The 22299-nt window shown below is 35.2% G+C and carries 18 protein-coding genes; 13 read left to right on the top strand and 5 right to left on the bottom strand.

Annotated elements, in window-relative coordinates; genetic code table 11:
- The first annotated feature begins 121 nt into the window (after window positions 1-121).
- The 6 genes from G7050_RS16550 (at window position 122) to G7050_RS16525 (ending at window position 6494) form a co-directional block, all read left to right on the top strand.
- Window positions 122-2482: a family 20 glycosylhydrolase gene (locus G7050_RS16550; protein ID WP_166117373.1), complete on the top strand. Its 2361-nt coding sequence runs from the start codon at window positions 122-124 to the stop codon at window positions 2480-2482.
- A 200-nt stretch (window positions 2483-2682) separates the two neighbouring features.
- A complete protein-coding gene (gene dnaN, locus G7050_RS16545) occupies window positions 2683-3807 on the top strand; it encodes a DNA polymerase III subunit beta (RefSeq protein ID WP_166117372.1) in 1125 nt (374 codons plus the stop codon).
- Window positions 3808-3943: 136 nt separating this feature from the next.
- Entirely contained in the window at window positions 3944-4714 is a 771-nt protein-coding gene (locus G7050_RS16540) for a 3'-5' exonuclease (RefSeq protein ID WP_166117371.1), read from the top strand.
- Window positions 4715-4838: 124 nt separating this feature from the next.
- Window positions 4839-5420 carry a 50S ribosomal protein L25/general stress protein Ctc gene (locus G7050_RS16535; protein ID WP_166117370.1) on the top strand — a complete coding sequence of 194 codons (582 nt, stop codon included), beginning with the start codon at window positions 4839-4841 and terminating at the stop codon, window positions 5418-5420.
- Between the two features lie 15 nt (window positions 5421-5435).
- The gene (gene pth / locus G7050_RS16530) at window positions 5436-5999 is read left to right on the top strand and encodes an aminoacyl-tRNA hydrolase (protein WP_166117369.1); all 564 of its coding nucleotides are present in this window, start codon (window positions 5436-5438) and stop codon (window positions 5997-5999) included.
- 69 nt (window positions 6000-6068) lie between these two features.
- Window positions 6069-6494, top strand: coding sequence for an RNA-binding S4 domain-containing protein (locus tag G7050_RS16525; RefSeq protein ID WP_166117368.1), 426 nt, complete (start codon window positions 6069-6071; stop codon window positions 6492-6494).
- A gap of 54 nt (window positions 6495-6548) precedes the next feature.
- Here the strand turns inward: G7050_RS16525 and G7050_RS16520 are convergent, their stop codons facing one another.
- The 4 genes from G7050_RS16520 to G7050_RS16505 form a co-directional block, all read right to left on the bottom strand.
- Complete coding sequence (locus G7050_RS16520) at window positions 6549-7229, bottom strand: ankyrin repeat domain-containing protein (RefSeq protein ID WP_166117367.1); 681 nt, start codon at window positions 7227-7229, stop codon at window positions 6549-6551.
- Window positions 7230-7331: 102 nt separating this feature from the next.
- Window positions 7332-9293, bottom strand: coding sequence for a membrane protein insertase YidC (gene yidC, locus G7050_RS16515; RefSeq protein WP_166117366.1), 1962 nt, complete (start codon window positions 9291-9293; stop codon window positions 7332-7334).
- A 50-nt stretch (window positions 9294-9343) separates the two neighbouring features.
- On the bottom strand, window positions 9344-10954 hold the full coding sequence (locus tag G7050_RS16510) for a CTP synthase (protein WP_166117365.1): 1611 nt from the start codon (window positions 10952-10954) through the stop codon (window positions 9344-9346).
- A 268-nt stretch (window positions 10955-11222) separates the two neighbouring features.
- A complete protein-coding gene (locus G7050_RS16505) occupies window positions 11223-13760 on the bottom strand; it encodes an ATP-dependent Clp protease ATP-binding subunit (protein WP_166117364.1) in 2538 nt (845 codons plus the stop codon).
- 356 nt (window positions 13761-14116) lie between these two features.
- Here G7050_RS16505 and G7050_RS16500 point away from each other — a divergent pair, with 356 nt between their 5' ends.
- The 7 genes from G7050_RS16500 (at window position 14117) to G7050_RS16470 (ending at window position 21375) form a co-directional block, all read left to right on the top strand.
- Window positions 14117-15664: a peptide MFS transporter gene (locus G7050_RS16500; RefSeq protein WP_166117363.1), complete on the top strand. Its 1548-nt coding sequence runs from the start codon at window positions 14117-14119 to the stop codon at window positions 15662-15664.
- A 34-nt stretch (window positions 15665-15698) separates the two neighbouring features.
- Entirely contained in the window at window positions 15699-17102 is a 1404-nt protein-coding gene (locus G7050_RS16495; RefSeq protein WP_166117362.1) for a peptide MFS transporter, read from the top strand.
- Window positions 17103-17262: 160 nt separating this feature from the next.
- Complete coding sequence (locus G7050_RS16490; RefSeq protein ID WP_166117361.1) at window positions 17263-17703, top strand: YbaN family protein; 441 nt, start codon at window positions 17263-17265, stop codon at window positions 17701-17703.
- Window positions 17704-17827: 124 nt separating this feature from the next.
- Window positions 17828-18130 carry a DUF3467 domain-containing protein gene (locus tag G7050_RS16485; RefSeq protein ID WP_166117360.1) on the top strand — a complete coding sequence of 101 codons (303 nt, stop codon included), beginning with the start codon at window positions 17828-17830 and terminating at the stop codon, window positions 18128-18130.
- Window positions 18131-18360: 230 nt separating this feature from the next.
- The gene (locus tag G7050_RS16480) at window positions 18361-18588 is read left to right on the top strand and encodes a DUF4492 domain-containing protein (protein WP_370521862.1); all 228 of its coding nucleotides are present in this window, start codon (window positions 18361-18363) and stop codon (window positions 18586-18588) included.
- 40 nt (window positions 18589-18628) lie between these two features.
- Entirely contained in the window at window positions 18629-20176 is a 1548-nt protein-coding gene (locus G7050_RS16475) for a cytochrome ubiquinol oxidase subunit I (protein ID WP_166117359.1), read from the top strand.
- A 35-nt stretch (window positions 20177-20211) separates the two neighbouring features.
- Window positions 20212-21375, top strand: a complete 1164-nt coding sequence (locus tag G7050_RS16470; protein WP_166117358.1) for a cytochrome d ubiquinol oxidase subunit II — start codon at window positions 20212-20214, stop codon at window positions 21373-21375.
- 79 nt (window positions 21376-21454) lie between these two features.
- Here the strand turns inward: G7050_RS16470 and pyrF are convergent, their stop codons facing one another.
- The gene (pyrF, locus tag G7050_RS16465) at window positions 21455-22279 is read right to left on the bottom strand and encodes an orotidine-5'-phosphate decarboxylase (protein ID WP_166117357.1); all 825 of its coding nucleotides are present in this window, start codon (window positions 22277-22279) and stop codon (window positions 21455-21457) included.
- Window positions 22280-22299 lie beyond the last annotated feature (20 nt).

Genomic DNA, 22299 nt, shown 5'->3' with positions numbered 1-22299 from the left:
TAACATAAAGGCTTTTTGCTGATAAGTAGATGTTTCATTTTTCATTATCTTAGCATTTTAATCGTTTGTTAAATAACATTTGTGAAAATTAGCCTTGATTAAATAACTAAATAATATAATTATGCTGAAAAAACTTATACCTGTGTGTACAGTAGCATTGGCCCTACTTGTATCATCATGCGGTAGTACAGAAACTCCTGTTCAGAAGTCTTACAATGAGGGGATAAATGTAACTCCTATACCTTTGGAGTTAAAACAAAATGAAGGAAGTTTTGAGCTTTCAAAAAATGTAGTATTTGCGGTAAATGATCCGTCTTTAGATAAGGTGGCTTCTTATTTTGCTGCTAAGATCAAGAATTCGACCGGTTATGATTTAGATATCAAAACAAGTGTTCCGGGTTCTAATTATATAAGTATCAATCTAGATAAGGATATAGCTGTAAATGACGAAGGTTATTTATTGGAGGTAACCGAAAAAGGAATAGACATAAAAGCCAAAACTCCACAAGGAGCATTTTATGGCATGCAAACTGTAATGCAATTGCTTCCTGCCGAAATTGAAAGTCCTGTAATAGTAAAAAATATAGCATGGAAAGCTCCAAGTGTGAGCATTAAAGACGAACCTCGCTTTCCATATCGCGGACAACATTTGGATGTATGCCGTCATTTTGCTGATGTAGATTATATCAAAAAGCAATTGGATGTATTGGCAATGTTCAAAATAAATACATTCCATTGGCATTTAACTGAAGATCAAGGATGGCGTATCGAAATAAAGAAGTATCCTAAATTGACTGAAATAGGAGCGATGCGTGTAGAAGGTGATGGTAGTACTTATGGGCCTTATTTCTATACACAAGATCAGGTTAAAGAAATTGTAGCGTATGCCAAAGAGCGTTTTATTGAAGTAATTCCTGAGATAGAGCTTCCCGGACATGGTGTTGCAGCATTGGCTGCTTACCCTGAGTTTTCTTGTACAGGAGGACCTTTCGAGGTACGTAATATTTGGGGAGTTGCAAATGATGTATATTGTGCCGGAAACGATTCGGTATTTCAATTTCTGACAGATGTTATTGAGGAGGTTATTCCTTTGTTTGAAAGTGAATATTTCCATATCGGAGGAGACGAGTGTCCTAAAGTTAGATGGGAAAAATGTCCAAAATGTCAGGCTCGTATTAAAGAACTTGGATTGAAAGCAGACAAAGAGCATAGTGCAGAAGAGAAGCTACAAAGCTATTTTGTACAACGTATGGAAAAAGTCTTATTGAAACATAATAAGAAAATGATAGGTTGGGATGAAATTCTTGAAGGAGGATTGGCTCCAACTGCGGCTGTTATGAGCTGGAGAGGCGAAGAAGGTGGTATTGCTGCCGCTAATATGGGACATGATGTGATTATGACTCCCGGAAACTGGTTGTATTTAGACCACTACCAAGGTGATTCTAAAATATTACCTGTTACTATTGGAGGATTGACTACTTTATCGGAAACTTACAGTTATGAGCCTATTCCTGCAAAAATAGCAGAGGATAAAAAACATCATATCTTAGGTGCTCAGGCTAATATGTGGTGTGAGTATAATTATCAGACTGATGATATGGATTTTGATATTTACCCACGTGTTATAGCTCTGGCTGAAGTTACTTGGTCTCAGCCAACAAGAAAGAATTATGAGGATTTTGAGCGTCGAATCGAAAATCAGAGAGTGCGTTTAGATATGCATAATATCAATTATTATATTCCTCTACCCGAACAAAAAGATGTTCCATCTTGCGATTTTATAGTATTTACTGATTCAGCTGCATTAGCGTTTAAATCAACTGAGCCTGTTAAATTCGTTTATACAATAGATGGTTCGGAGCCAACTCTGTCATCTGCTGTTTATGACAAACCATTAAGCTTTACTGAAAATACAACCTTGAAAATACGCTCGGTGTTGTCATCTGATAAAATGAGTCCTGTAAGAACTATCACCATTGAAAAGCAAACTCCGGCTCCCGCTGTTGAAAAACAAGCAGGTGAGAAACCCGGTTTGAAAGCCGAACATTTCAAAGGAGTTGCCCGTAAAGTGTCGGATTTAGATGGTAAGACTCCCGATGAAGTTGAATATATAACTTCTCCACAAAAAGCAAAACATCGTGTTAATGGTTATGTGGAAGTATATCCACAGGACTTTTATAGTACTATACTAACAGGATATATAGACATTCCTGAGGATGGCGTATATTATTTTAGTACTGATAGTGAATTGTGGATTGACGGAAAACAATTAATCAGCAATGATAATGGAAAAGATACTGCCCGTAGATCTTCACGAGCAGATAAATCTATCGCATTGGCAAAAGGTCTTCATGCAATTAAAATTGTAAGACTTGGAGCTATATTTGGTGGATGGCCTACTCAGTGGGATCCGATTACTGTATCAATAAGACCCGATAAAGAAAAAGAATTTAAATTGTTAGATGAAAAATATTTCAAATAAGTTCTAAAAAATAAAGAGAAGAGATCTATTGAAAAATAGGTCTCTTTTCGTATCTTGTACTCCGATATTTCTTAACAATAAACCGTGCATATTTACAGAGCATATAACAAAGAGTCAGTCTATGGTCTTACTTTTTGTTCTTAAAAAAAATATCGCTACTTTTGTTAGTACAAAAACGTAACTTAATAAAACCAATATATATGAGATTTGTTGTATCTAGTACTGCTTTACTGAGTCATCTTCAGTCGATTAGCAAGGTGATCAATTCAAAAAATACATTGCCTATTTTAGATTGTTTCTTATTGGAGCTTAATGATTCCACGTTGACGCTTACAGCCGCAGATACAGAAACACGTCTTGTAACTTCATTAGAAGTAAATGAAGTAGAAGGTTCAGGAAAACTTGCGATCAATGCCCGCAATTTATTGGATCCACTGAAAGAGCTTCCTGATCAGCCTCTTACATTTGAGATTAATGATGATAACTTGGAAATATTTATTTATTTCCACAACGGAAAATATAATTTTATAGGTCAAAGTGGCGAAGAATACCCACAACCTAAAGAATTAAAAGATACAGCAATTAGCTTATCTATTGACCCTCAGATTTTATGTACAGCTATTAATAGAACATTATTTGCCAGTGCAGACGATGAACTTCGCCCTGTGATGAATGGTGTTTATTTCGATATTACTACCGAAGATCTTACGTTTGTAGCTTCAGACGGACATAAATTAGTTCGTAGCAAAACTTTATCGGTGCAAGGTTCGGAAAGAGCATCTTTCATTCTTCCAAAGAAACCAGCCAACTTACTGAAAAGTATTTTACCGAAGGAGTCTGAAGTTGTTACAATTAAGTTCGATGAAAATAACGCCTATATAACAATGTCAAGCTACACAATGACTTGTCGTTTTATTGAAGGACGTTATCCTAATTATAATTCGGTAATTCCTCAAAATAATCCGAACAAAGTTGTTTTAGACCGATTGGCATTTTTGAATGCATTGAAGCGTGTATCGGTATTTTCTAATCCGGCAAGTAGTTTGGTTAAACTGCAATTGTCAGATAATAAATTGTTGGTTTCTGCTCAGGATATAGATTTTTCGACAGCTGCCGAAGAAACTATTCCATGCCAATATGAAGGTACTGCCATGAATATCGGTTTTAAATCGAATTTTCTGATTGAGATATTGAACAATATTCCGGCAACTGAAGTTTCTGTAGAATTATCCGACCCTTCACGTGCGGGACTTATTTTCCCGGTTGAAAAAGGTGACGGAGAAGATCTTCTTATGCTTTTAATGCCTATGATGCTTAACGATTAAGATCAAGTTGCTGTTTGGCAATAAACTAGATCTAATACGATATTAATATTGATAATATAACGAGCAAATAATAAGCTTTATCATTCTTTGAATATATAAAGAGTGATAAAGTTTTTGCTTCAATACAGTTTACTTTATGGAACTAAATCTAAAGAATCCGATTGTGTTTTTTGACCTGGAAACTACAGGTACAAATACCACTCGTGATAGAATTGTCGAAATTTCTTATCTGAAAGTTTTTCCTAATGGAAAAGAAGAGCTAAAAACAAAGCGTATTAATCCTGAAATGCCGATTCCCAAAGAATCGTCGGATATACATGGTATCACGGATGAAGATGTAAAAGATGCGCCAACATTTCGTCAGATAGCTAAATCATTGGCGGATCAGATTGAAGGCTGCGACTTAGCCGGATTTAATTCGAGCCGTTTTGATATACCATTACTTTCGGAAGAGTTTCTTAGGGTAGGGGTTGATATTGATTTTTCGAAAAGAAAGTTTATTGATGTTCAGATTATTTTTCATAAAAAAGAACAACGTACATTAGAGGCTGCATACAAATTCTATTGCGATAAGAGCCTCGATGATGCCCACTCGGCTGAAGCTGACACTTTGGCTACCTATGAAGTCTTTAAAGCGCAATTGGATCGCTACCCTGATTTGCCAAACGATATCGCGAAATTGGCTGAAGAATATTCATTCTTTAATGATAATGTTGATTTAGCGGGGCGAATCATTAAAAATGAAAATGGAATAGAAGTGTTTAATTTTGGAAAACATAAAGGTAAACCAGTGTCTGAGGTTCTTAGAGCCGAGCCTAGTTTCTATGCATGGATGATGGATGCCGATTTTCCTCTGAATACTAAACAGGTATTGACCAAAATTAAATTACGAGAAATGAATAAATAAGGTCGTTTACCTGTTTGTTCTTAATAAAGAATCAATTATCTTTGCAGTCGCTTTTCTGTAAAGTCCGTGTGATGGGGATAAGGAAGCAGTCCTTAATTTGAGTAACACAATTTAAAATTAAAAAATGAAAACATTTGAACTAAAAGGATCACTAAGAACTGATCTAGGAAAAAAAGCAACTAAAGCTTTTCGTAAACAAGATGCTATACCAGCAGTAATCTATGGTGGAGAGAATTCTACAGATGCAATTCACTTTACTGTGCAAGCTGGTGATGTGCGTAAATTAATTTACACTCCTGAGATTTTCTTAGTAGAACTTTCTCTTGATGGAAAAGCTTACAAAGCAATTCTTAAAGACCTCCAAGTACATCCTGTAACAGATGCAATACTTCACCTAGATTTTCTTCATGTATTTGAAAATCAACCAATCGTTATCGATGTACCTGTAGTACTTGACGGTTTGGCAGAAGGTGTTAAAGCAGGGGGTAAATTGTCTTTAGATACTCGTAAATTGAAAGTTAGAGCTCTTTACAATCAAGTTCCTGAGAAATTGCACGTAAATATCGAGCATTTGGCTTTAGGAAAATCAGTACAAGTTGGAGAACTTAACTTTGACGGATTAGAATTATTAAATGCAAAAAATGCTGTTGTATGTCGTGTTCAATTGACACGTGCTGCAAGAGGTCTTGCTGCTAAAGGCAAATAATAAATAATCTATTGAATGAAATACTTAATTGCCGGCTTGGGCAATATTGGTAGTGAATACCATTATACCCGCCACAATATAGGATTCAGAGTATTGGACGCTTTAGCTAAAGCGTCCAATATTGTTTTTACCGACAAACGATATGGAGAAACTTCTGAATTGAAAGTTAAAGGTAAAACCCTTATACTTTTGAAACCTTCTACTTATATGAATCTAAGTGGTAATGCTATCAGATATTGGTTACAAGCCGAAAAAATCCCGGTAGAGAATCTATTGGTAGTTTTAGATGATCTGGCTTTACCTTTCGGTTCATTGAGATTGAAAGGGAAAGGTAGCGATGCAGGTCATAATGGATTAAGAAGTATACAATCGGTACTTGGTACACAGAATTATTCGCGTCTTCGTTTTGGTATAGGGAATGATTTTCCCAAAGGAGGACAAGTGGATTACGTATTAGGTGAATTTTCGGATGAAGAAGAAAAAGCACTTCCCGAACGTTTCGAAATGTGTGAAGATATTATTAAAAGTTTTTGTTTGGCAGGACTACAAAATACAATGAATCAATTTAATAATAAATAAGTTCACTTATTTATTATATTGTTTTTGCTGTAACAAATGATAGCCAAAACAACATTTATAGCCTAAGTTATGAAAGAAGAAAAAACTGAAGTGCGAATTGATAAATGGTTATGGGCTGTTCGTCTTTTTAAAACACGGACTCTAGCTGTTGAAGCCTGTAAAAAAGGGCGTATAATGATTCAGGGGACGAATATAAAGCCTTCCCGTATGATTAGGGTAGGTGATGTTATCCAAATAAAGAAACCGCCTATTACGTATTCTTTTAAGGTTTTGGATTTGAGTGAGAAACGTATGGGTGCAAAACTTGTCCCTGAGTTTATGGAAGATGCAACTCCTCAGTCGGAATATGACATATTAGAGCTAAGTAAAGTAAGTGGATTCATAGATAGAGATCGAGGAGCTGGACGACCAACAAAGAAAGACCGTCGAGACTTGGTTGACTTTATTGATGACTCCTTCTTTGATGAATGGGATTTTGATTCTGATGATCAATAATAAAAAATAAAATAAGAAACGGAGACTAATATATATTGGTCTCCGTTTCTTATTTTACTCATGCGCTCCAGCTGCTAATAGTATTCTTTCTATTTCTGTATATCGTTTTTTTCTGGCATGAGCTAAAGGAGTTATACCTTCCTTATCTGGTAAATTGACATTAGCTCCATGAGCAATAAGTACTTTTATAATATCTTGGTAAACTTTTCCTCCGTCTGTTAATATGATTGCTTCCAGTAAGGCTGTCCATCCCAAATTATTGATGTGATTGACATCCATATCTGTTTTTTCTAAAAGTAAAGTGACATTTTCGAGGTGTCCTTTTTCTGCAGCAGGAATTAGTCCATTTCCGCCATAACGGTTGTATATCTTTACATTCGGATTATAATTAAGCATCATCCGCAGTATTTCAGTTCTGCCTTCTGCCGATGCGTATAAGAAAGGACTATCGTATATATTATCTTGCTTATTAATATCAGCTCCGGCTTTTAATAGTATTTCGGCAATCGTAATTTGGTTCATTTGCGTCGCTTTCAATAGAGGAGTTTCCCCGATATCATTAGTTCTGTCTATGTCTATCCCATTTTTTACTGAATTTCTTACCCCTTGAATATCTGAAGCCATAACATATTCCATCAATGTTTTTTGTGTAGTTGTATTATCTGCATCCTTATTGTTATCGGAGCAGGATGAAAATAATAATATACTAAGTAATGATATATAAATACAACTCATAATCTATTCTTGTTTTAGTTAGTAATACTGAGAAACAAAGGCTTGCTATATAATGAATAGCAAGCCTTTGTTGTAATTAATCTTTGTCAAAAAAATGATATTCTATTTTTTCTTTTTTCTGTTTTGTTGTTTGCCCTGTTGCTGTTGTGCACGTTGAGCTTGTTCTGCTTGCTCTTGTAGACGCGACATGAATCCTTTCTTCTTAGGTTTCTTTTTATTCTCTTCTAGTTTAGCTAATACCTTTTCTTCATCGATTAGGTATCGGAAAGCCATTGTGATCAATATGGTCATCAATGTCGATAAGAAGTAATAATATGTTAGACCAGAAGGATAACTATTCAATACAAAGAAGAAAACAAGAGGCATTAACATCATCATCCACTTCATACCAGGCATTTGTTGCTGTCCTGTATTGGTTGCATCCATATTGAATTTGGTATAGATGACATTAGTTGCAGTCATCAGTATACAGAACAAACTGATATGGTTACCTAACCAAGATGAAATATAAGGGATATTTGTATTCCATTCGAATATTGCATCGTAGGTAGAAAGGTCATTAGCCCATAAAAAGCTTTGCTGACGTAGTTCTATCAACGAAGGGAAGAACGAGAATAAAGCAAGTAAAATAGGCATCTGAAGTAGCATTGGGATACACCCACTCATTGGATTTACGCCCGCTTGCCCATATAATGCCATGACAGCTTTTTGCCTTTCCATAGCCTTTTCCTGACCCGGATATTTCTCATTTAATTCATCTACCTGAGGTTTTAAGACTCTCATTTTTGCAGATGACATAAACGATTTATATGTCAATGGAGAAATAATCAACTTAACAATTAGGGTTAGTAATAAAATTACGATTCCCATTCCCATACCTGTAGATGCCAGTAGGTTAAATAGAGGAATAATAAAGTACTGATTAATAACCCGGAATAAAGCCCAACCTAAAGGTATTAATTTATCCAGATCAAGCTGTTGACTTACATCTTTTACTCCATCATCATAGCCTTTCAACATATAATAATCTAGAGGTCCTAGAAAGTATGTGAATCCACCTTTAAGAGTCCCTTTATTATCCAATGTTGGCTTGAAATATAGAGTAGCTTCAGCATCTTTTAAATAATCTGGTGATTGTAATACTTTAGAATGTAGTGATGGTGAAGTGAATTCGTTATCAGCAATAAGAGTGGTTGCAAAGAATTGATTCTTAAATGCCACCCATTTTACACCGGTAGGTACTTCTTTATTATCATTACTGCTTTCGCTTAGTTCTTCGAAGCTACCATCTGTACCTTTATAATGTATGCGTGTATATCTTTGCTCATTTTTTTCACTCTTTTCTTGTCGATGTAATTTTTGAGACCAATTAAGTTTAAATTTCTCTAAACAATCAACACTCAGTAGATTTTGCATACCTACAACAGCAATATCGAATTTAACCATGTAGCTGTTAGGTGCGAGTGAATAGATAAAGTCAATGTATTCGGTATCTGTGTAATTCATTCGCATAACAAGAGTCTGATTTGCATCGGATGAACTCTGAATAGCAGTGAATATTGCTTTATCCGTATTTAGGACAGTTCCCTTTTTGTTTATCAACTCCAGCGATAAATTAGCATCAGCTTTAAATAGATATAGAGAGTCTCCATTATATTTTTTATAATCTTTCAGTTGGGCACTAAGCATTTGCCCTCCTTTGGTGGAGAAATCTATTTTTACAATCTCATTTTCTAAAGAGATAATTTGCTCTTTGGGTTGATTTGATGTAATTTGAGGTTGTGCAGAATCAAGAGAATCTGTTGGATTACTTGTAATTGAATCTGCTTTTACGGAAGTATTAGATGAGAAAAAATCCGTTACCGAAGATTGTTCTTTCTGAGCAGGTTGTTCTGTATTTGCTGCGGCAATATCTTCAGCTACTTGTTTTTTTTGAATATTAGAGATAGAATCTTTTATGCGATTATCTCTTTCGATTTCTTCTTGGCTAGGTCGGGTAAGGAAAGTGAATCCCATTACGATAGCAACTATCAGAACTAAGCCAATACCTGTATTTTTATCCATTCTTAATTAATCTGTAGATTTATATAATTATTATGCAGAATAATTGTTATTTACTTTCTATTTTTAATAACAGCTTTCACAAAGCTCATAAATAGAGCATTCGGCGATAAGACTGTGCTATTATATTCAGGGTGAAACTGCACTCCTAAGAACCATTTAAGTTCGGGTACTTCAACTACTTCAACCAAATTTGTTTCCGGATTTATTCCGGTACATTTCATTCCATTATCTTCGAATTGTTTGCGATATTCACTATTGAATTCAAAGCGATGGCGGTGGCGTTCTTCAACCATATCTTTTCCGTATGCCTGATGTACAAGAGAACCTTTTTCGAGATTGCATTTGTAAGCTCCTAGACGCATCGATCCTCCCATGTTGGTAATATTCTTTTGTTCTTCCATCAAATCGATTACCTTATAAGGACTATGAGGATTCATCTCTGTTGAATTAGCATCTTCTAATCCTAATACATTCCGAGCATATTCAATCACCATACATTGCATACCCAAACATATACCAAATGTAGGAACATCATTCTCACGAGCATATTTCAGAGCAACGAATTTACCTTCGATACCTCGTTGTCCAAATCCGGGTGCAATAATAATGCCATCGAGTGAGCCTAGCTTGTCTGCCGCATTGTCATCGGTAATTTTGTCAGAGTGGATAAACTGAAGATCTAATTTATGATCGTTATATATTGCAGCTTGCAGTAACGATTCGTTGATAGATTTATATGCGTCATGTAACTCTACATATTTACCTACAATGCCAATACTGATTGTTTCTTTTGCATTTTTCTTTTTATCAAGAAAATCTCTCCAAGGTTTCAAATCAGGTTTAGGACCAACTGCTATTCCCATCTTGCGGAGAACGATTTCATCCATTCCTTGTTCCTGCATTTTAAGAGGAACCTCGTATATTGTTGATACATCAACGGACTGCATAACAGCATCGGGTTCTACATTACAGAATAATGCTACCTTTTTAAGTATGTCTTTACTTAATGAACGTTCAGTTCTCAGTACAAGCATATCAGGTTGTACTCCAGATGATTGTAAGCTCTTAACCGAATGTTGTGTAGGTTTTGTTTTAACCTCTCCGGCTGCGGCTATATAGGGTACATAAGTAAGGTGTACACAACAACAATTTTTGCTGCCCAGTTCCCATCTCAATTGCCTTACACTTTCAATGAATGGCAGAGACTCTATATCTCCAACAGTTCCTCCAATTTCGGTAATTACGAAATCATAGTCGTATTTAGCCCCCAATAATTTAATATTACGGCGTATTTCATCGGTAATATGTGGAACAATCTGTACTGTTTTACCTAAATAATCTCCTTTACGTTCTTTATTTATTACATTCTGATAAATACGTCCGGTAGTTATATTATTATCTTTATGAGTAGGTTCGTTAAGAAAACGCTCATAATGACCTAAGTCTAAATCGGCTTCATGCCCATCTACAGTTACATAACATTCCCCATGTTCATATGGATTTAATGTTCCCGGATCGATATTAATATAGGGATCCAACTTCTGAATAGTCACTTTATAACCTCTCGCCTGTAATAGCTTACCTAATGAAGATGCTATTATACCTTTTCCTAAAGAGGAGATTACTCCTCCTGTAACGAAAATATACTTTGTATCAGCCACGTCTGTATATTATTTTAAAATATTCCTAATACGAAAACGCAAAAGTACGAAAAATATCTGTAGTACGAATGATTAATGGAGAGCTTATTTAATATAAAACCCCTTTATGTATCAATTGAAAGGTAGTTTTATTAAACATTATAATACTGATTCGCAATAATAATTAAATCTTATAAATTCTTTGAAAAAGGCTAACAGAAAAAAAATATCTAACAAAAAAGGAGCTTCTATTTAGAAACTCCCTTTTATTTATATTGCGATGTGCTTATTATACAGTCACTTCTTTTCTTTTAGGCTCAACTTTAAGTTTGCCCGCTTCTTTATCCATAACAGCTTCAATTACATCACCTTGTTGAAGTGCTCCTGACAATATTAGTTCAGCAATCTCATCTTCAAGATAAGTTTGGATAGCGCGCTTTAGAGGTCTTGCTCCAAATTGTGCATCATATCCTTTTTCAGCTATGAAGTCTTTTGCTTCAGTGCTAACCTCAAGAGCATATCCTAATACTGATATTCGTTTATAGAAATCGGTCATATCAATATCAATAATCTTGTTGATAGAGTCTCTGTCAAGTTGATCAAATATCACAATATCATCAATACGATTGATAAATTCAGGAGAGAACGATTTATTCAACGCTTTTTGCAAAATACCTCGTGAATACTCATTGTTTATATCTCCTTGAACAGCACCGGCACTAAAACCAACACCTTTACCAAAATCTTTCAGCTGACGTGTACCAACATTGGATGTCATAATTAGGATTGTATTCTTAAAGTCTACCTTATGTCCTAAACTGTCAGTTAAATGACCTTCGTCTAATACCTGAAGCAATAGATTGAATACATCCGGGTGGGCTTTCTCAATCTCATCCAAAAGAATCACTGAGTAAGGTTTACGACGTACTTTTTCAGTCATCAAACCACCTTCTTCGTAGCCTACATATCCGGGAGGTGCTCCAACTAAACGAGATACGTTGAATTTCTCCATATACTCGCTCATATCTATACGAATCAATGCATCGGCAGAATCAAATAATAGTTCGGCAATCTTTTTAGCCAAGTGAGTTTTACCTACACCGGTTGGTCCTAAGAACATAAATGTGCCGATTGGTTTATTAGGATCTTTTAGTCCTACACGGTTGCGTTGTATAGCTTTTACTATTTTGTCAATAGCATTGTCTTGTCCTACAACCTCAGATTTAAGAGTCCCTTTCATTCCTAAAAGTTTCAAGCCTTCTGCTTCTGCAATTCGTTGTACCGGAATGCCTGAGATCATAGAAACTACTTCTGCAACTTTTTCATCATCTACTATTTGCGGTTGTTCTTTCAGTTGTTTTTCCCAATTCGCTTCTTCTTGTTCTAATTGAATTAGCAATTGGCGTTGTTTATCTCTAAAACTAGCCGCTAGTTCATATTTCTGAGCTTTTACAGCATTTGTTTTTTGATCAACTATGTCCTTCAACTCATTTTCGATTTCTTCGATAATGGGAGGCACATTTATATTAGCCAAGTGCATTCTTGAACCAGCTTCATCTAAAGCATCAATGGCTTTGTCAGGAAAATTACGATCAGTAATATATCGATCTGTTAATTTGACACAAGCTTCAAGAGCTTCGTTGGTATATTTTACATTGTGATGTTCCTCATACCTATCTTTGATGTTTCGTAGAATTTGAAGAGTTTCCTCTGCAGTAGTGGGTTCAACCATTACCTTTTGAAAACGTCTTTCCAATGCTCCGTCTTTTTCGATATTCTTTCTGTACTCATCTAAAGTTGTTGCACCGATACATTGTATTTCACCTCTTGCTAAAGCCGGTTTCAGCATATTTGCGGCATCAAGAGAGCCTGTCGCTCCTCCTGCTCCAACTATGGTATGAATCTCATCAATGAATAGAATGATATTCGGGTTTTTAGATAGCTCATTAAGAATGGCTTTGATACGTTCCTCAAATTGTCCTCTGTATTTTGTTCCTGCAACAACAGAAGCCATATCCAGAGATATTACTCTTTTGTCAAACAATACGCGCGATACTTTCTTTTGAGTAATTCGTAGAGCCAAGCCTTCTACTATTGCCGATTTACCGACTCCCGGTTCTCCTATTAAAATAGGATTATTCTTCTTGCGGCGACTTAAGATTTGGGCTAGTCTTTCAATTTCTTTATCTCTACCAACTATAGGATCCAATTTGTTCTCCATAGCAGCTTTTGTCATATCCGAACCGAAATTGTCTAATACCGGTGTATCGGATGACTGACGTGGTTGCTGTGTATTGACATTTTGGTATGACGCACCTTCTGACGCATCATCATCGTCGTCGTCAGTAAAATCTGCCCCCATTTTAGGCGACAAATCATTATCTAAGTTTTCATCTAAATTTTTTATATACATAAATGCTCCTGCGTAATTAAAGTTCTGATTTTCTAAAACTCGTGCAGCAATATTTTCGCTGTCCTTTAATATTGCCAGAAGTAAGTGTTCCGAATCTGTTTCTTTACTTTTGGTCAATCGAGCTTCCAGAATACTTAGTTTAAGTATTTTTTCAGTTCCTTTGGTTAATACAATTTCACTGTTATTACTTGTAGACACATCTTGCTGTTCTATAATATGTCTATCGATATTTAATTTGAGATCATCCAAATCTATTCCGGAGTCACTTAATGCCTGTATGGCCAATCCTTCCCCATTTCTAAGAATTCCAAGCATCAAATGTTCAGGTCCCAGATATGAGTTTTGGAGACGTCCGGCTTCTTCACGACTATAGTTCATGATCTTGCGAACCCTTTGTGAGAAATTATTTTCCATAATCTTTTTACCTTTATTCGATGTTTTCTACTATCTACATTTTATCAGAGTCTTGATCTGATCATTTGTAGTATTTGTTTTATATAATACCAAACAAAAATGATGCCATAAAGTTTATATGTCCGATTACTGATTTTATTTTGATTTTTTTAAGTATTTCTTTGTGTATGGCCTTAAATCAAAGGTAAAGATATAATTCTTTTGAATATTACCTGTTTATAATAAATTAAAAGAATGAACCATAAATACAAAGTATTAGCTTCTTGACTGTAAATAGTATAATATACGACAAAATGAGATTAGATACAATTATTTTTTTTACTTTTGTCATATAAAAAAGCATTTATTATTAGATAATGAAATCATCTGAACCTGAGCTCGGTCGGTCTGAGCTATCAAACAACTCTAACTCCGATGGAAAATCGGCAGAATTAACCTTAGAGCAAATTCAAAATTTCGAGGGTAAGTATCCTAAACAGTTGTGGTATCTGTTTACAGTTGAGATGTGGGAGCGTTTCTGTTTTTATGGAATGCGTGGAATCCTCACAATTTTCATGGTCGATCAATTGGCACTTCATGCAAAAGAAGCCAACTTGAAATATGGAGCAATACAAGCCTTTGTATATGCTTTTACTTTTTTAGGAGGTATTTTTGCCGATAAGATACTGGGTTTTAAAAAATCTTTGACATTTGGAGCTATAATGATGATCGTGGGTAACTTGCTGATAGCAATAGCACCTCACGATTTTTTTTATATAGGTATTACACTATCTGTTGTAGGAACAGGTTTCTTTAAGCCGAATATATCTTCTATGGTTGGTTTCTTGTATAAAGATGGCGATGCCCGTAAAGAAGCCGGTTTCAGTATGTTTTATTCAGGTATAAATGTAGGAGCATTTTTTGGTGGAGCGATCTGTGTTTGGTTAGGAAAAGGATATTCATGGAGTTATGCCTTTTTGGCTGCAGGAGCTGTGATGGTGTTAGGTTTAATTACCTTTACACTAACCAAAAAGCATCTGGGACCTATTGGTGACAGTCCATTAAAGGATTTAGCACCTAGCAAGCGAAAACTGAGAGAATTATATGTCTATATTATAGCCCTGCTGACGATTCCATTAATTTATGTGATGATTCAGAACACTGAGTATACAGATCTTTTTATGTATACAATCGGTCCGGCAGCTCTACTTTATTTCTTTTATCAATTGTTTAAGACTACAACAAAAGAAGCTCGAAAAAAGCTCTTGGCAGCATTGATTTTAATTCTTCTGTCTATTGTATTTTTCGCACTGTTTGAACAAGCAGGAGGTTCTCTTGCTCTTTTTGCAAACGAGAATCTGAGAACATCACTTCTATTTTTTCATATTGATCCTAATATTGTAAATAATGGGGCAAATGCACTTTTTGTCATTTTATTCAGTCCACTACTAGGTTTATTATGGGTTTGGCTAAATAAGAAAAAAATTGAGCCAAACACTGTCGTTAAATTTGGGATTAGCTTTCTTCTTTTGGCGGGCTCTTATTATATTTTATATGGTACACGTTTATTTGCAGATCCTGATGGGAAAACATCGTTGAATATATTCGCCAGTGCTTATTTTGTTATGACATTGGCTGAGCTATGTTTGTCGCCGATAGGTTTATCTATGATAACCAGTTTATCGCCTAAACATTTATCAGGAATGATGATGGGGTTATGGTTTTTAGCAAGTGCATACGGACAATATCTGGCAGGTATTATAGGTGCAGGTATTTCTAATCCCAATGAGAATGCTTCGTTAATGGAGAAGCTCCTTTCATATACAGGAGGATATCAACAATTAGCTATTTATGCTTTGATTGTAGGTATTATTGTTCTGATTGTCTCTCCGATTGTCAGAAAATTAATGCAAGAAGTAAAATAAAAGAATTTATTATAAATTAGAGAATTTTTAAGCTATGACTGAAACTAAGTTACCTTCTAATACAACTGTATTCGGACATCCTGTCGGATTGTATCTTCTGTTTTTTACTGAACTATGGGAGCGATTTTCTTATTATGGAATGCGTGGTATATTAATGTTGTACCTAACCAAGACAGCTATAGAAGGAGGTATCGGGTTTGACGAATCTTTCGCTGGATTAATTTATGGCGGTTTTACAGGACTGGTTTATTTTACTCCATTGATAGGAGGGTGGCTTGCCGATAAGTATCTAGGACAAAGAAAGGCGATAACTATCGGTGGTTTTACCATGTTTTTAGGCCAAATGGTCTTGTTTTTGCTTCATTCTAAATTTGGACTTTTTTCGGGTTTGCTTCTATTGATTATAGGTAATGGATTTTTTAAACCCAATATATCTACTTTAGTTGGAGGCTTATATAAACCGGGCGATGCTAAACGAGACTCTGCATTTTCCATTTTCTATATGGGGATCAATGTTGGTGCGTTTTTCGCTCCGCTTGTAGTTGGTCTTTTGGCTAATGATTGGTTTGCAGTAAAAGACTTGGATGGTAAAATTATAAGTCATGGTTATAGTTATGGATTCTTAGCTGCTGCTATAGGTATGCTTATCGGTCAACTTTTATTCAATACATTGTCTAAAAAATATTTAGGAGAATTGGGGTTAAAACCCGTAGGTGATAAAAAGGAAAAAGAAGCTATTGAAGAGCTAGGGCAAGTAGTTGAACACAAAACAGCGCCTCTTACTGCTCAAGATAAACAAAGAACTATTGCTATATTTATTTATTTCTTTTTTGCCATATTCTTTTTTGCAGGCTTTGAGCAAGCGGGTTCTTCGTTTACATTGTATACCGAGAAATTTTTGGATAGAAATGTAGGTGGGTTTATGATTCCTACTGAGTGGTTTCAGTCTATTAATCCTCTTTTCATAGTATTATTGACTCCTGTATTTGCCATGTTCTGGCCTTCAAAAAGTGGACAGAAGATAACTACCCCTGTAAAAATGGGTTCCGGTCTTATGCTTCTTGGTATAGGTTTTCTGTTTATGGTAGGAGCTTCGCATCAAAGAGGGGGAGATATTGCTGATACAGCCGTTAAAGCAAGTATGTGGTGGATTGTCTTTACATATTTATTACATACTATTGGCGAGTTGTGTTTATCTCCGGTAGGGTTGTCAACCGTAACAAAGCTGGCTCCACCTAAATTAGCATCTTTATTGATGGGGGTATGGTTGCTGTCTTCATTTTTCGGAAATCTGCTTGGTGGTTGGATCTCGTCTATAACAAGTTCGCTGGGGGCTGGTTCTGTTTATCAGGTATTGGCCATAGGAGCTATTATTTGTGGAGGAGCATTAATCTGTTTGAATAAAATACTTCTGCGAATGATGCATGGAGTAAGATAATATAACAATAATTTTAAGAAGAACCTCTTTTGAATTTTTTCAGAAGAGGTTTTTTTGTATATAAAAGATTTAACATGTTCTAATGACTATTCCAACGAAGAATTGATATTTTTGTAATAAGATATAGAGATTATAAATAGTCTTTAGTTTTTAATAGATCATGAAAAAATATACATTTATCACATTAGGTACTATTAGTTTAATTTTAGGGTTATGCGGCTTGTTTACACCCGGATTACCTACTACACCTTTTATTTTGCTAACCGGAGCTTTGTATGCAAAAAGCTCACCTCGACTATATAAACGGTTGGAAGAAAATAAGCTTACAGGAAAATACCTTAAGCGTATGGAAACAGGATTAAGCTGGAAAGCAAGGCTTTTTTCTATTAGCTTGATGTGGTGTATGGTTTGTATTACAGCCTTTTTGGTCTTCGATTCAGAAAGTAAGATGCGTTATATAATGCTGGGGTTGGGTGTGATAGGTACAGTTGCTCAATTGATTGCTTTAAGAAAAAGAAAACCTAAAATGGAATTGCAAGAAATACAGTCAGTTACAGAAAAAATAGATAATATAGATCCTATTGATGGTTTATATAAATAACTTATAATTATATATGGTAAAATACTACTAAAAATTTTGCCATTATGTTAGTTTTATTTTTCTTTGTATAAGGTATGTTAACAAGACTATATCATAAGACTAAAAAATTACTACAAAATAAAAAATGAAAACGATGAATCAAGAAAATCAAATACAAATTGAATTAACAGAAGACGTAGCTCAAGGTACATATGCCAATTTGGCTATAATAACACATTCTTCATCAGAGTTTGTTCTTGATTTTATTAGAATAGTTCCAGGTGTTCCAAAAGCAAAAGTTAAGTCAAGGGTAATTTTAGCTCCAGAACATGCTAAAAGGCTTATGTTGGCATTGAGTGATAATATCAGTCAATACGAGAGACTTCATGGAGCAATTGATATCGAAAATCCGGTAGGAGATTTTACTCCTGTAGGTGGTGATGCTTAATTCAAATTAGCTTAAATTGGTCTTATACATCAGCATATGATAATTGGTGTATCTAACTATATAAAATAAATATTCTGTAGCTCCGGTTGATAGCTTTGCTTATAGCTTATATTGCCGGAGCCTCAGATTTTTATGTGGAAATACTGATAAGAGTGAGTCAGTAATTATTATCAGATAACTGCGGGTTGTTGTAAGCCTTATCTGTATAGTTTATTAATTTTTAAATGTAAATGAAAATGAACAAGAGTGGGCAAAAATTTAATTTCTTTACCATGTTTCGAGATGGTTTCAAAAGTATGACTCTAGGTCGTACTCTTTGGATTCTTGTTATAATAAAGTTGTGTATTATGTTTTTGATCTTGCGTCCAATCTTTTTTCCGAATTTTCTTAGTTCTAAATTTCAAGATGCAGATTCAAAGGCTGATTATGTGCGGGAAGAATTGATCCAAAGAAAGTAAACGAGTAATAAAAATATGAATAACTAAATATGTCTATCTTATGGAATTATTGAACGCATCATTAGTTGATTGGTCTAGAGGTCAGTTTGCTCTGACTGCTATGTATCACTGGTTGTTTGTTCCATTAACATTAGGTCTTGGCGTTATAATGGCTATTATGGAAACAGCCTATGTACGTACAGGTAATGAGCAATGGAAGAAAACAACGAAATTTTGGATGAATATTTTCGGAGTAAACTTTGCAATTGGTGTTGCAACGGGTCTTATTCTGGAGTTTCAATTTGGGACAAACTGGTCTAACTATAGTTGGTTTGTCGGAGATATTTTTGGAGCACCTTTAGCAATAGAAGGTATGTTGGCATTCTTTATGGAGGCTACATTTATTTCTATTATGTTTTTTGGTTGGACAAGGGTAAGTAAAGGGATGCACCTAGCTTCGACTTGGTTGGTTGTCATAGGTGCAACATTATCGGCTCTTTGGATTCTTGTCGCTAATGCATGGATGCAATATCCTATAGGAATGGAATTTAATCCGGATACGGTGAGAAATGAAATGAATGATTTCTGGGCTGTAGCATTATCGCCGGTCGCTATCAATAAATTCTTTCACACGGTAGTTTCTTGCTGGATTTTAGGTGCTGCATTTGTTGCAGGAGTATCTGCCTGGTATATGCTTAAAAAGAGAGAACATGAGTTTTCAAGACAAAGTATGAAGGTTGCTTCGATCTTCGGATTAGTTGCAGTATTACTTACGGCAATGACCGGTGATGGATCGGCTTATCAGGTAGCTCAAAAACAGCCTATGAAATTAGCCGCTATGGAAGGTCTTTATGAAGGGCAGAATGGGGCAGGTCTTATTGCTGTAGCATTGCCTAACCCTGCCAAGAAATCATATAACGATGGAGTTGACCCTTATATATTTAAAGTGGAGATTCCACATGCACTGGCTTTATTAGGGTATAGGAATATGGATGCTTTTGTACCCGGAATAAAAGATATTATTGACGGTGGTTATACAACTCAGACTGGTGATGTTGCATTGTCTTTTGAACAGAAGCAGGAACGAGGCAAACAGGCCATACAAGCACTCGCTGATTATAGAACAGCAAAGAAAGAAAACAACGAAACTGCTGCACAAGAATATAAAGCTAAATTGAAGGAAAATTATCCGTACTTTGGTTATGGGTACTTAGATACTCCAGACCAATTGGTTCCTAATATTCCTATGGTATTTTGGGCATTCCACATCATGGTTTATATTGGAGGTTTCTTTATTGCATTTTTTGCTATACTTTGGTTCTTTAGTTATAAAAAGAAACTGGAAGATACTAAATGGCTACTATGGCTTTCAATTCTATCAGTGCCATTGGCGTATATATGTAGTCAGGCAGGATGGATAGTTGCCGAAGTTGGTCGTCAACCTTGGACTATTCAGGATGTATTACCGGTACAAGCTGCCATATCGGCGTTAAGTGCCAATTCGGTAATAACTACCTTTATAATATTCGCTGTGTTGTTTACAGCATTATTAATTGCTGAAATTCGTATCATGTTGAATCAAATTAAAAAAGGACCAAAAGCTGATTAAGCTGAGATTCTATTTAATTTATAAAATATAACACTATGCTTGATTATTCATTTTTACAACACTATTGGTGGTTTCTGATAAGCCTGTTGGCCGGACTTTTAGTATTTTTATTATTTGTTCAAGGAGGTCAATCTATGCTCTTTTCATTATCTAAGACAGATCAACATCGTTTTTTATTAGTGAACGCACTTGGACGTAAATGGGAGTATACCTTTACTACACTAGTAACATTCGGAGGTGCTTTTTTTGCATCGTTTCCTTTGTTCTATTCAACAAGTTTTGGTGGAGCATATTGGGTGTGGATGTTAATATTACTTTGCTTTGTAATTCAGGCCGTATCCTATGAGTATCAATCGAAACCCGGTAATACTTGGGGAAGAACTACTTATCAGTCGTTTCTATTTATAAATGGTTTATTTGGAACTTTTTTATTAGGAGCAGCAGTTGCTACATTTTTTACAGGTTCAGACTTTTTAGTAAATAAAGGCAATATAACAATTATGGGAGGAAATACTGTTACTGGCTTAGTTATCAGTCAATGGCAAAATCCGTTTCATGGTCTTGAAGCTCTTCTTAATTTTAGAAACTGGAGTTTAGGTCTTGCTGTATTCTTCTTGGCGAGAACTCTTGCTTGCTTATTCTTTATAAATAGATTGGCAGATCAGGACTTGGTTGCACGTTCTCGTAAATTCTTATTATACAATGCACTTCCTTTTGTGGTATTCTTTTTGACTTTTGTTATATGGACATTCTTATCAAAAGGTTTTGCAGTAGATCCTGTAACCAAAATTGTCAGCTTGGTAGATTATAAGTATTTCATTAATCTGATAGAAATGCCCGTAGTAGGGATATTCTTCTTGCTGGGTGTATTACTTGTATTATATGGTATAATTCGTACACTAATTGCTGAAAGCTATGCTAGTGGTATTTGGTTTAGTGGTTTGGGCACTGTTATTACTGTATGCACTTTATTATTGCTTGCAGGATATAATAATACAGCTTATTACCCATCGACTGCCGATTTGCAAAGTTCTTTAACCATTCAAAATTCATCATCGAGTGAATTTACTTTGGTAGCGATGTCATATGCTTCTATATTAGTTCCATTTGTTTTGGCATATATAATATATGCATGGGGATCTCTAGAAAAGAAGAAGTTTAAAGGTGAGGATTTGAAAGAAGATGGTCACGTTTATTGATATACAATTTATCTGAAGAATAAAAAAGGAGAACAAATATTGTTCTCCTTTTTAGTTTTATGATAGAATATAATCGGTTTTAGATAATATCTTGTAGATATTTCGCCATTTCTGATTGTATGTTCTTAGCTTCTTTTGTAGCAGCCGATGCAAAACTCTCGCTTTTGTCAGCATATATAATAGCACGAGATGAGTTTACTAGTAAACCACATTCTTTATTCATTCCATACTTAACAACCTCCTCTAAAGAACCACCTTGTGCTCCAACTCCCGGAACCAGTAGGAAGTGATTAGGTGCATGTTTACGTATATCAGCAAACATAGATCCTTGAGTTGCCCCGACTACATACATTAATTGTTCGTCAGTACCCCATTGCTGTGATTTCTTGAGTACTTTTTCAAATAACCTTTCACCTTTTGAATCTTCTAATAGTTGGAAATCCTGTGACCCTTTATTTGAAGTTAAAGCAAGTAAAATAACCCATTTTTTAGGATAATTGAGGAAAGGGCTAACACTATCTTCTCCCATATAAGGTGCAACTGTTATGGCAGTTGCCTTCAGATGCTCAAAAGCAGACTTAGCATACATTTCAGATGTATTACCGATATCTCCACGTTTGGCATCCAGGATAATAAACTGATCCGGATATTTAGTGCGGATATATTCAATTGTTTTTTCCAATGCCCAGATCCCTTTTATACCAATACTTTCATAAAAAGCAGTATTGGGTTTATATGCTACACAATAAGGAGCTGTCGCATCAATAATTGCTTTATTGAATGCATATATTGGATCTTCTTCATCTAATAAGTGCTCAGGAATCTTTTTTAAGTCTGTATCAAGTCCTACACATAAGAAGGACTGCTTCTTTTTTATGTTTTCGAAAAGTTCTTGTTTTGTCATTGGTATTTATATCTTTTAAA

This window comes from Dysgonomonas sp. HDW5A (genome assembly GCF_011299555.1).
Taxonomy (GTDB): domain Bacteria; phylum Bacteroidota; class Bacteroidia; order Bacteroidales; family Dysgonomonadaceae; genus Dysgonomonas_A.
The sequence above is the reverse complement of the archived record's forward strand: the minus strand, read 5'-3'. Positions and strand labels throughout refer to the sequence as shown.

Bases quoted from the DNA above. Each gene is read 5' to 3' on its own strand.
- G7050_RS16550 (WP_166117373.1), top strand. From the start codon at position 122: ATGCTGAAAAAACTTATACCTGTGTGTACAGTAGCATTGGCCCTACTT.
- dnaN (WP_166117372.1), top strand. From the start codon at position 2,683: ATGAGATTTGTTGTATCTAGTACTGCTTTACTGAGTCATCTTCAGTCG.
- G7050_RS16540 (WP_166117371.1), top strand. From the start codon at position 3,944: ATGGAACTAAATCTAAAGAATCCGATTGTGTTTTTTGACCTGGAAACT.
- G7050_RS16535 (WP_166117370.1), top strand. From the start codon at position 4,839: ATGAAAACATTTGAACTAAAAGGATCACTAAGAACTGATCTAGGAAAA.
- pth (WP_166117369.1), top strand. From the start codon at position 5,436: ATGAAATACTTAATTGCCGGCTTGGGCAATATTGGTAGTGAATACCAT.
- G7050_RS16525 (WP_166117368.1), top strand. From the start codon at position 6,069: ATGAAAGAAGAAAAAACTGAAGTGCGAATTGATAAATGGTTATGGGCT.
- G7050_RS16520 (WP_166117367.1), bottom strand. From the start codon at position 7,229: ATGAGTTGTATTTATATATCATTACTTAGTATATTATTATTTTCATCC.
- yidC (WP_166117366.1), bottom strand. From the start codon at position 9,293: ATGGATAAAAATACAGGTATTGGCTTAGTTCTGATAGTTGCTATCGTA.
- G7050_RS16505 (WP_166117364.1), bottom strand. From the start codon at position 13,760: ATGGAAAATAATTTCTCACAAAGGGTTCGCAAGATCATGAACTATAGT.
- G7050_RS16500 (WP_166117363.1), top strand. From the start codon at position 14,117: ATGAAATCATCTGAACCTGAGCTCGGTCGGTCTGAGCTATCAAACAAC.
- G7050_RS16495 (WP_166117362.1), top strand. From the start codon at position 15,699: ATGACTGAAACTAAGTTACCTTCTAATACAACTGTATTCGGACATCCT.
- G7050_RS16490 (WP_166117361.1), top strand. From the start codon at position 17,263: ATGAAAAAATATACATTTATCACATTAGGTACTATTAGTTTAATTTTA.
- G7050_RS16485 (WP_166117360.1), top strand. From the start codon at position 17,828: ATGAAAACGATGAATCAAGAAAATCAAATACAAATTGAATTAACAGAA.
- G7050_RS16480 (WP_370521862.1), top strand. From the start codon at position 18,361: ATGAAAATGAACAAGAGTGGGCAAAAATTTAATTTCTTTACCATGTTT.
- G7050_RS16475 (WP_166117359.1), top strand. From the start codon at position 18,629: ATGGAATTATTGAACGCATCATTAGTTGATTGGTCTAGAGGTCAGTTT.
- G7050_RS16470 (WP_166117358.1), top strand. From the start codon at position 20,212: ATGCTTGATTATTCATTTTTACAACACTATTGGTGGTTTCTGATAAGC.
- pyrF (WP_166117357.1), bottom strand. From the start codon at position 22,279: ATGACAAAACAAGAACTTTTCGAAAACATAAAAAAGAAGCAGTCCTTC.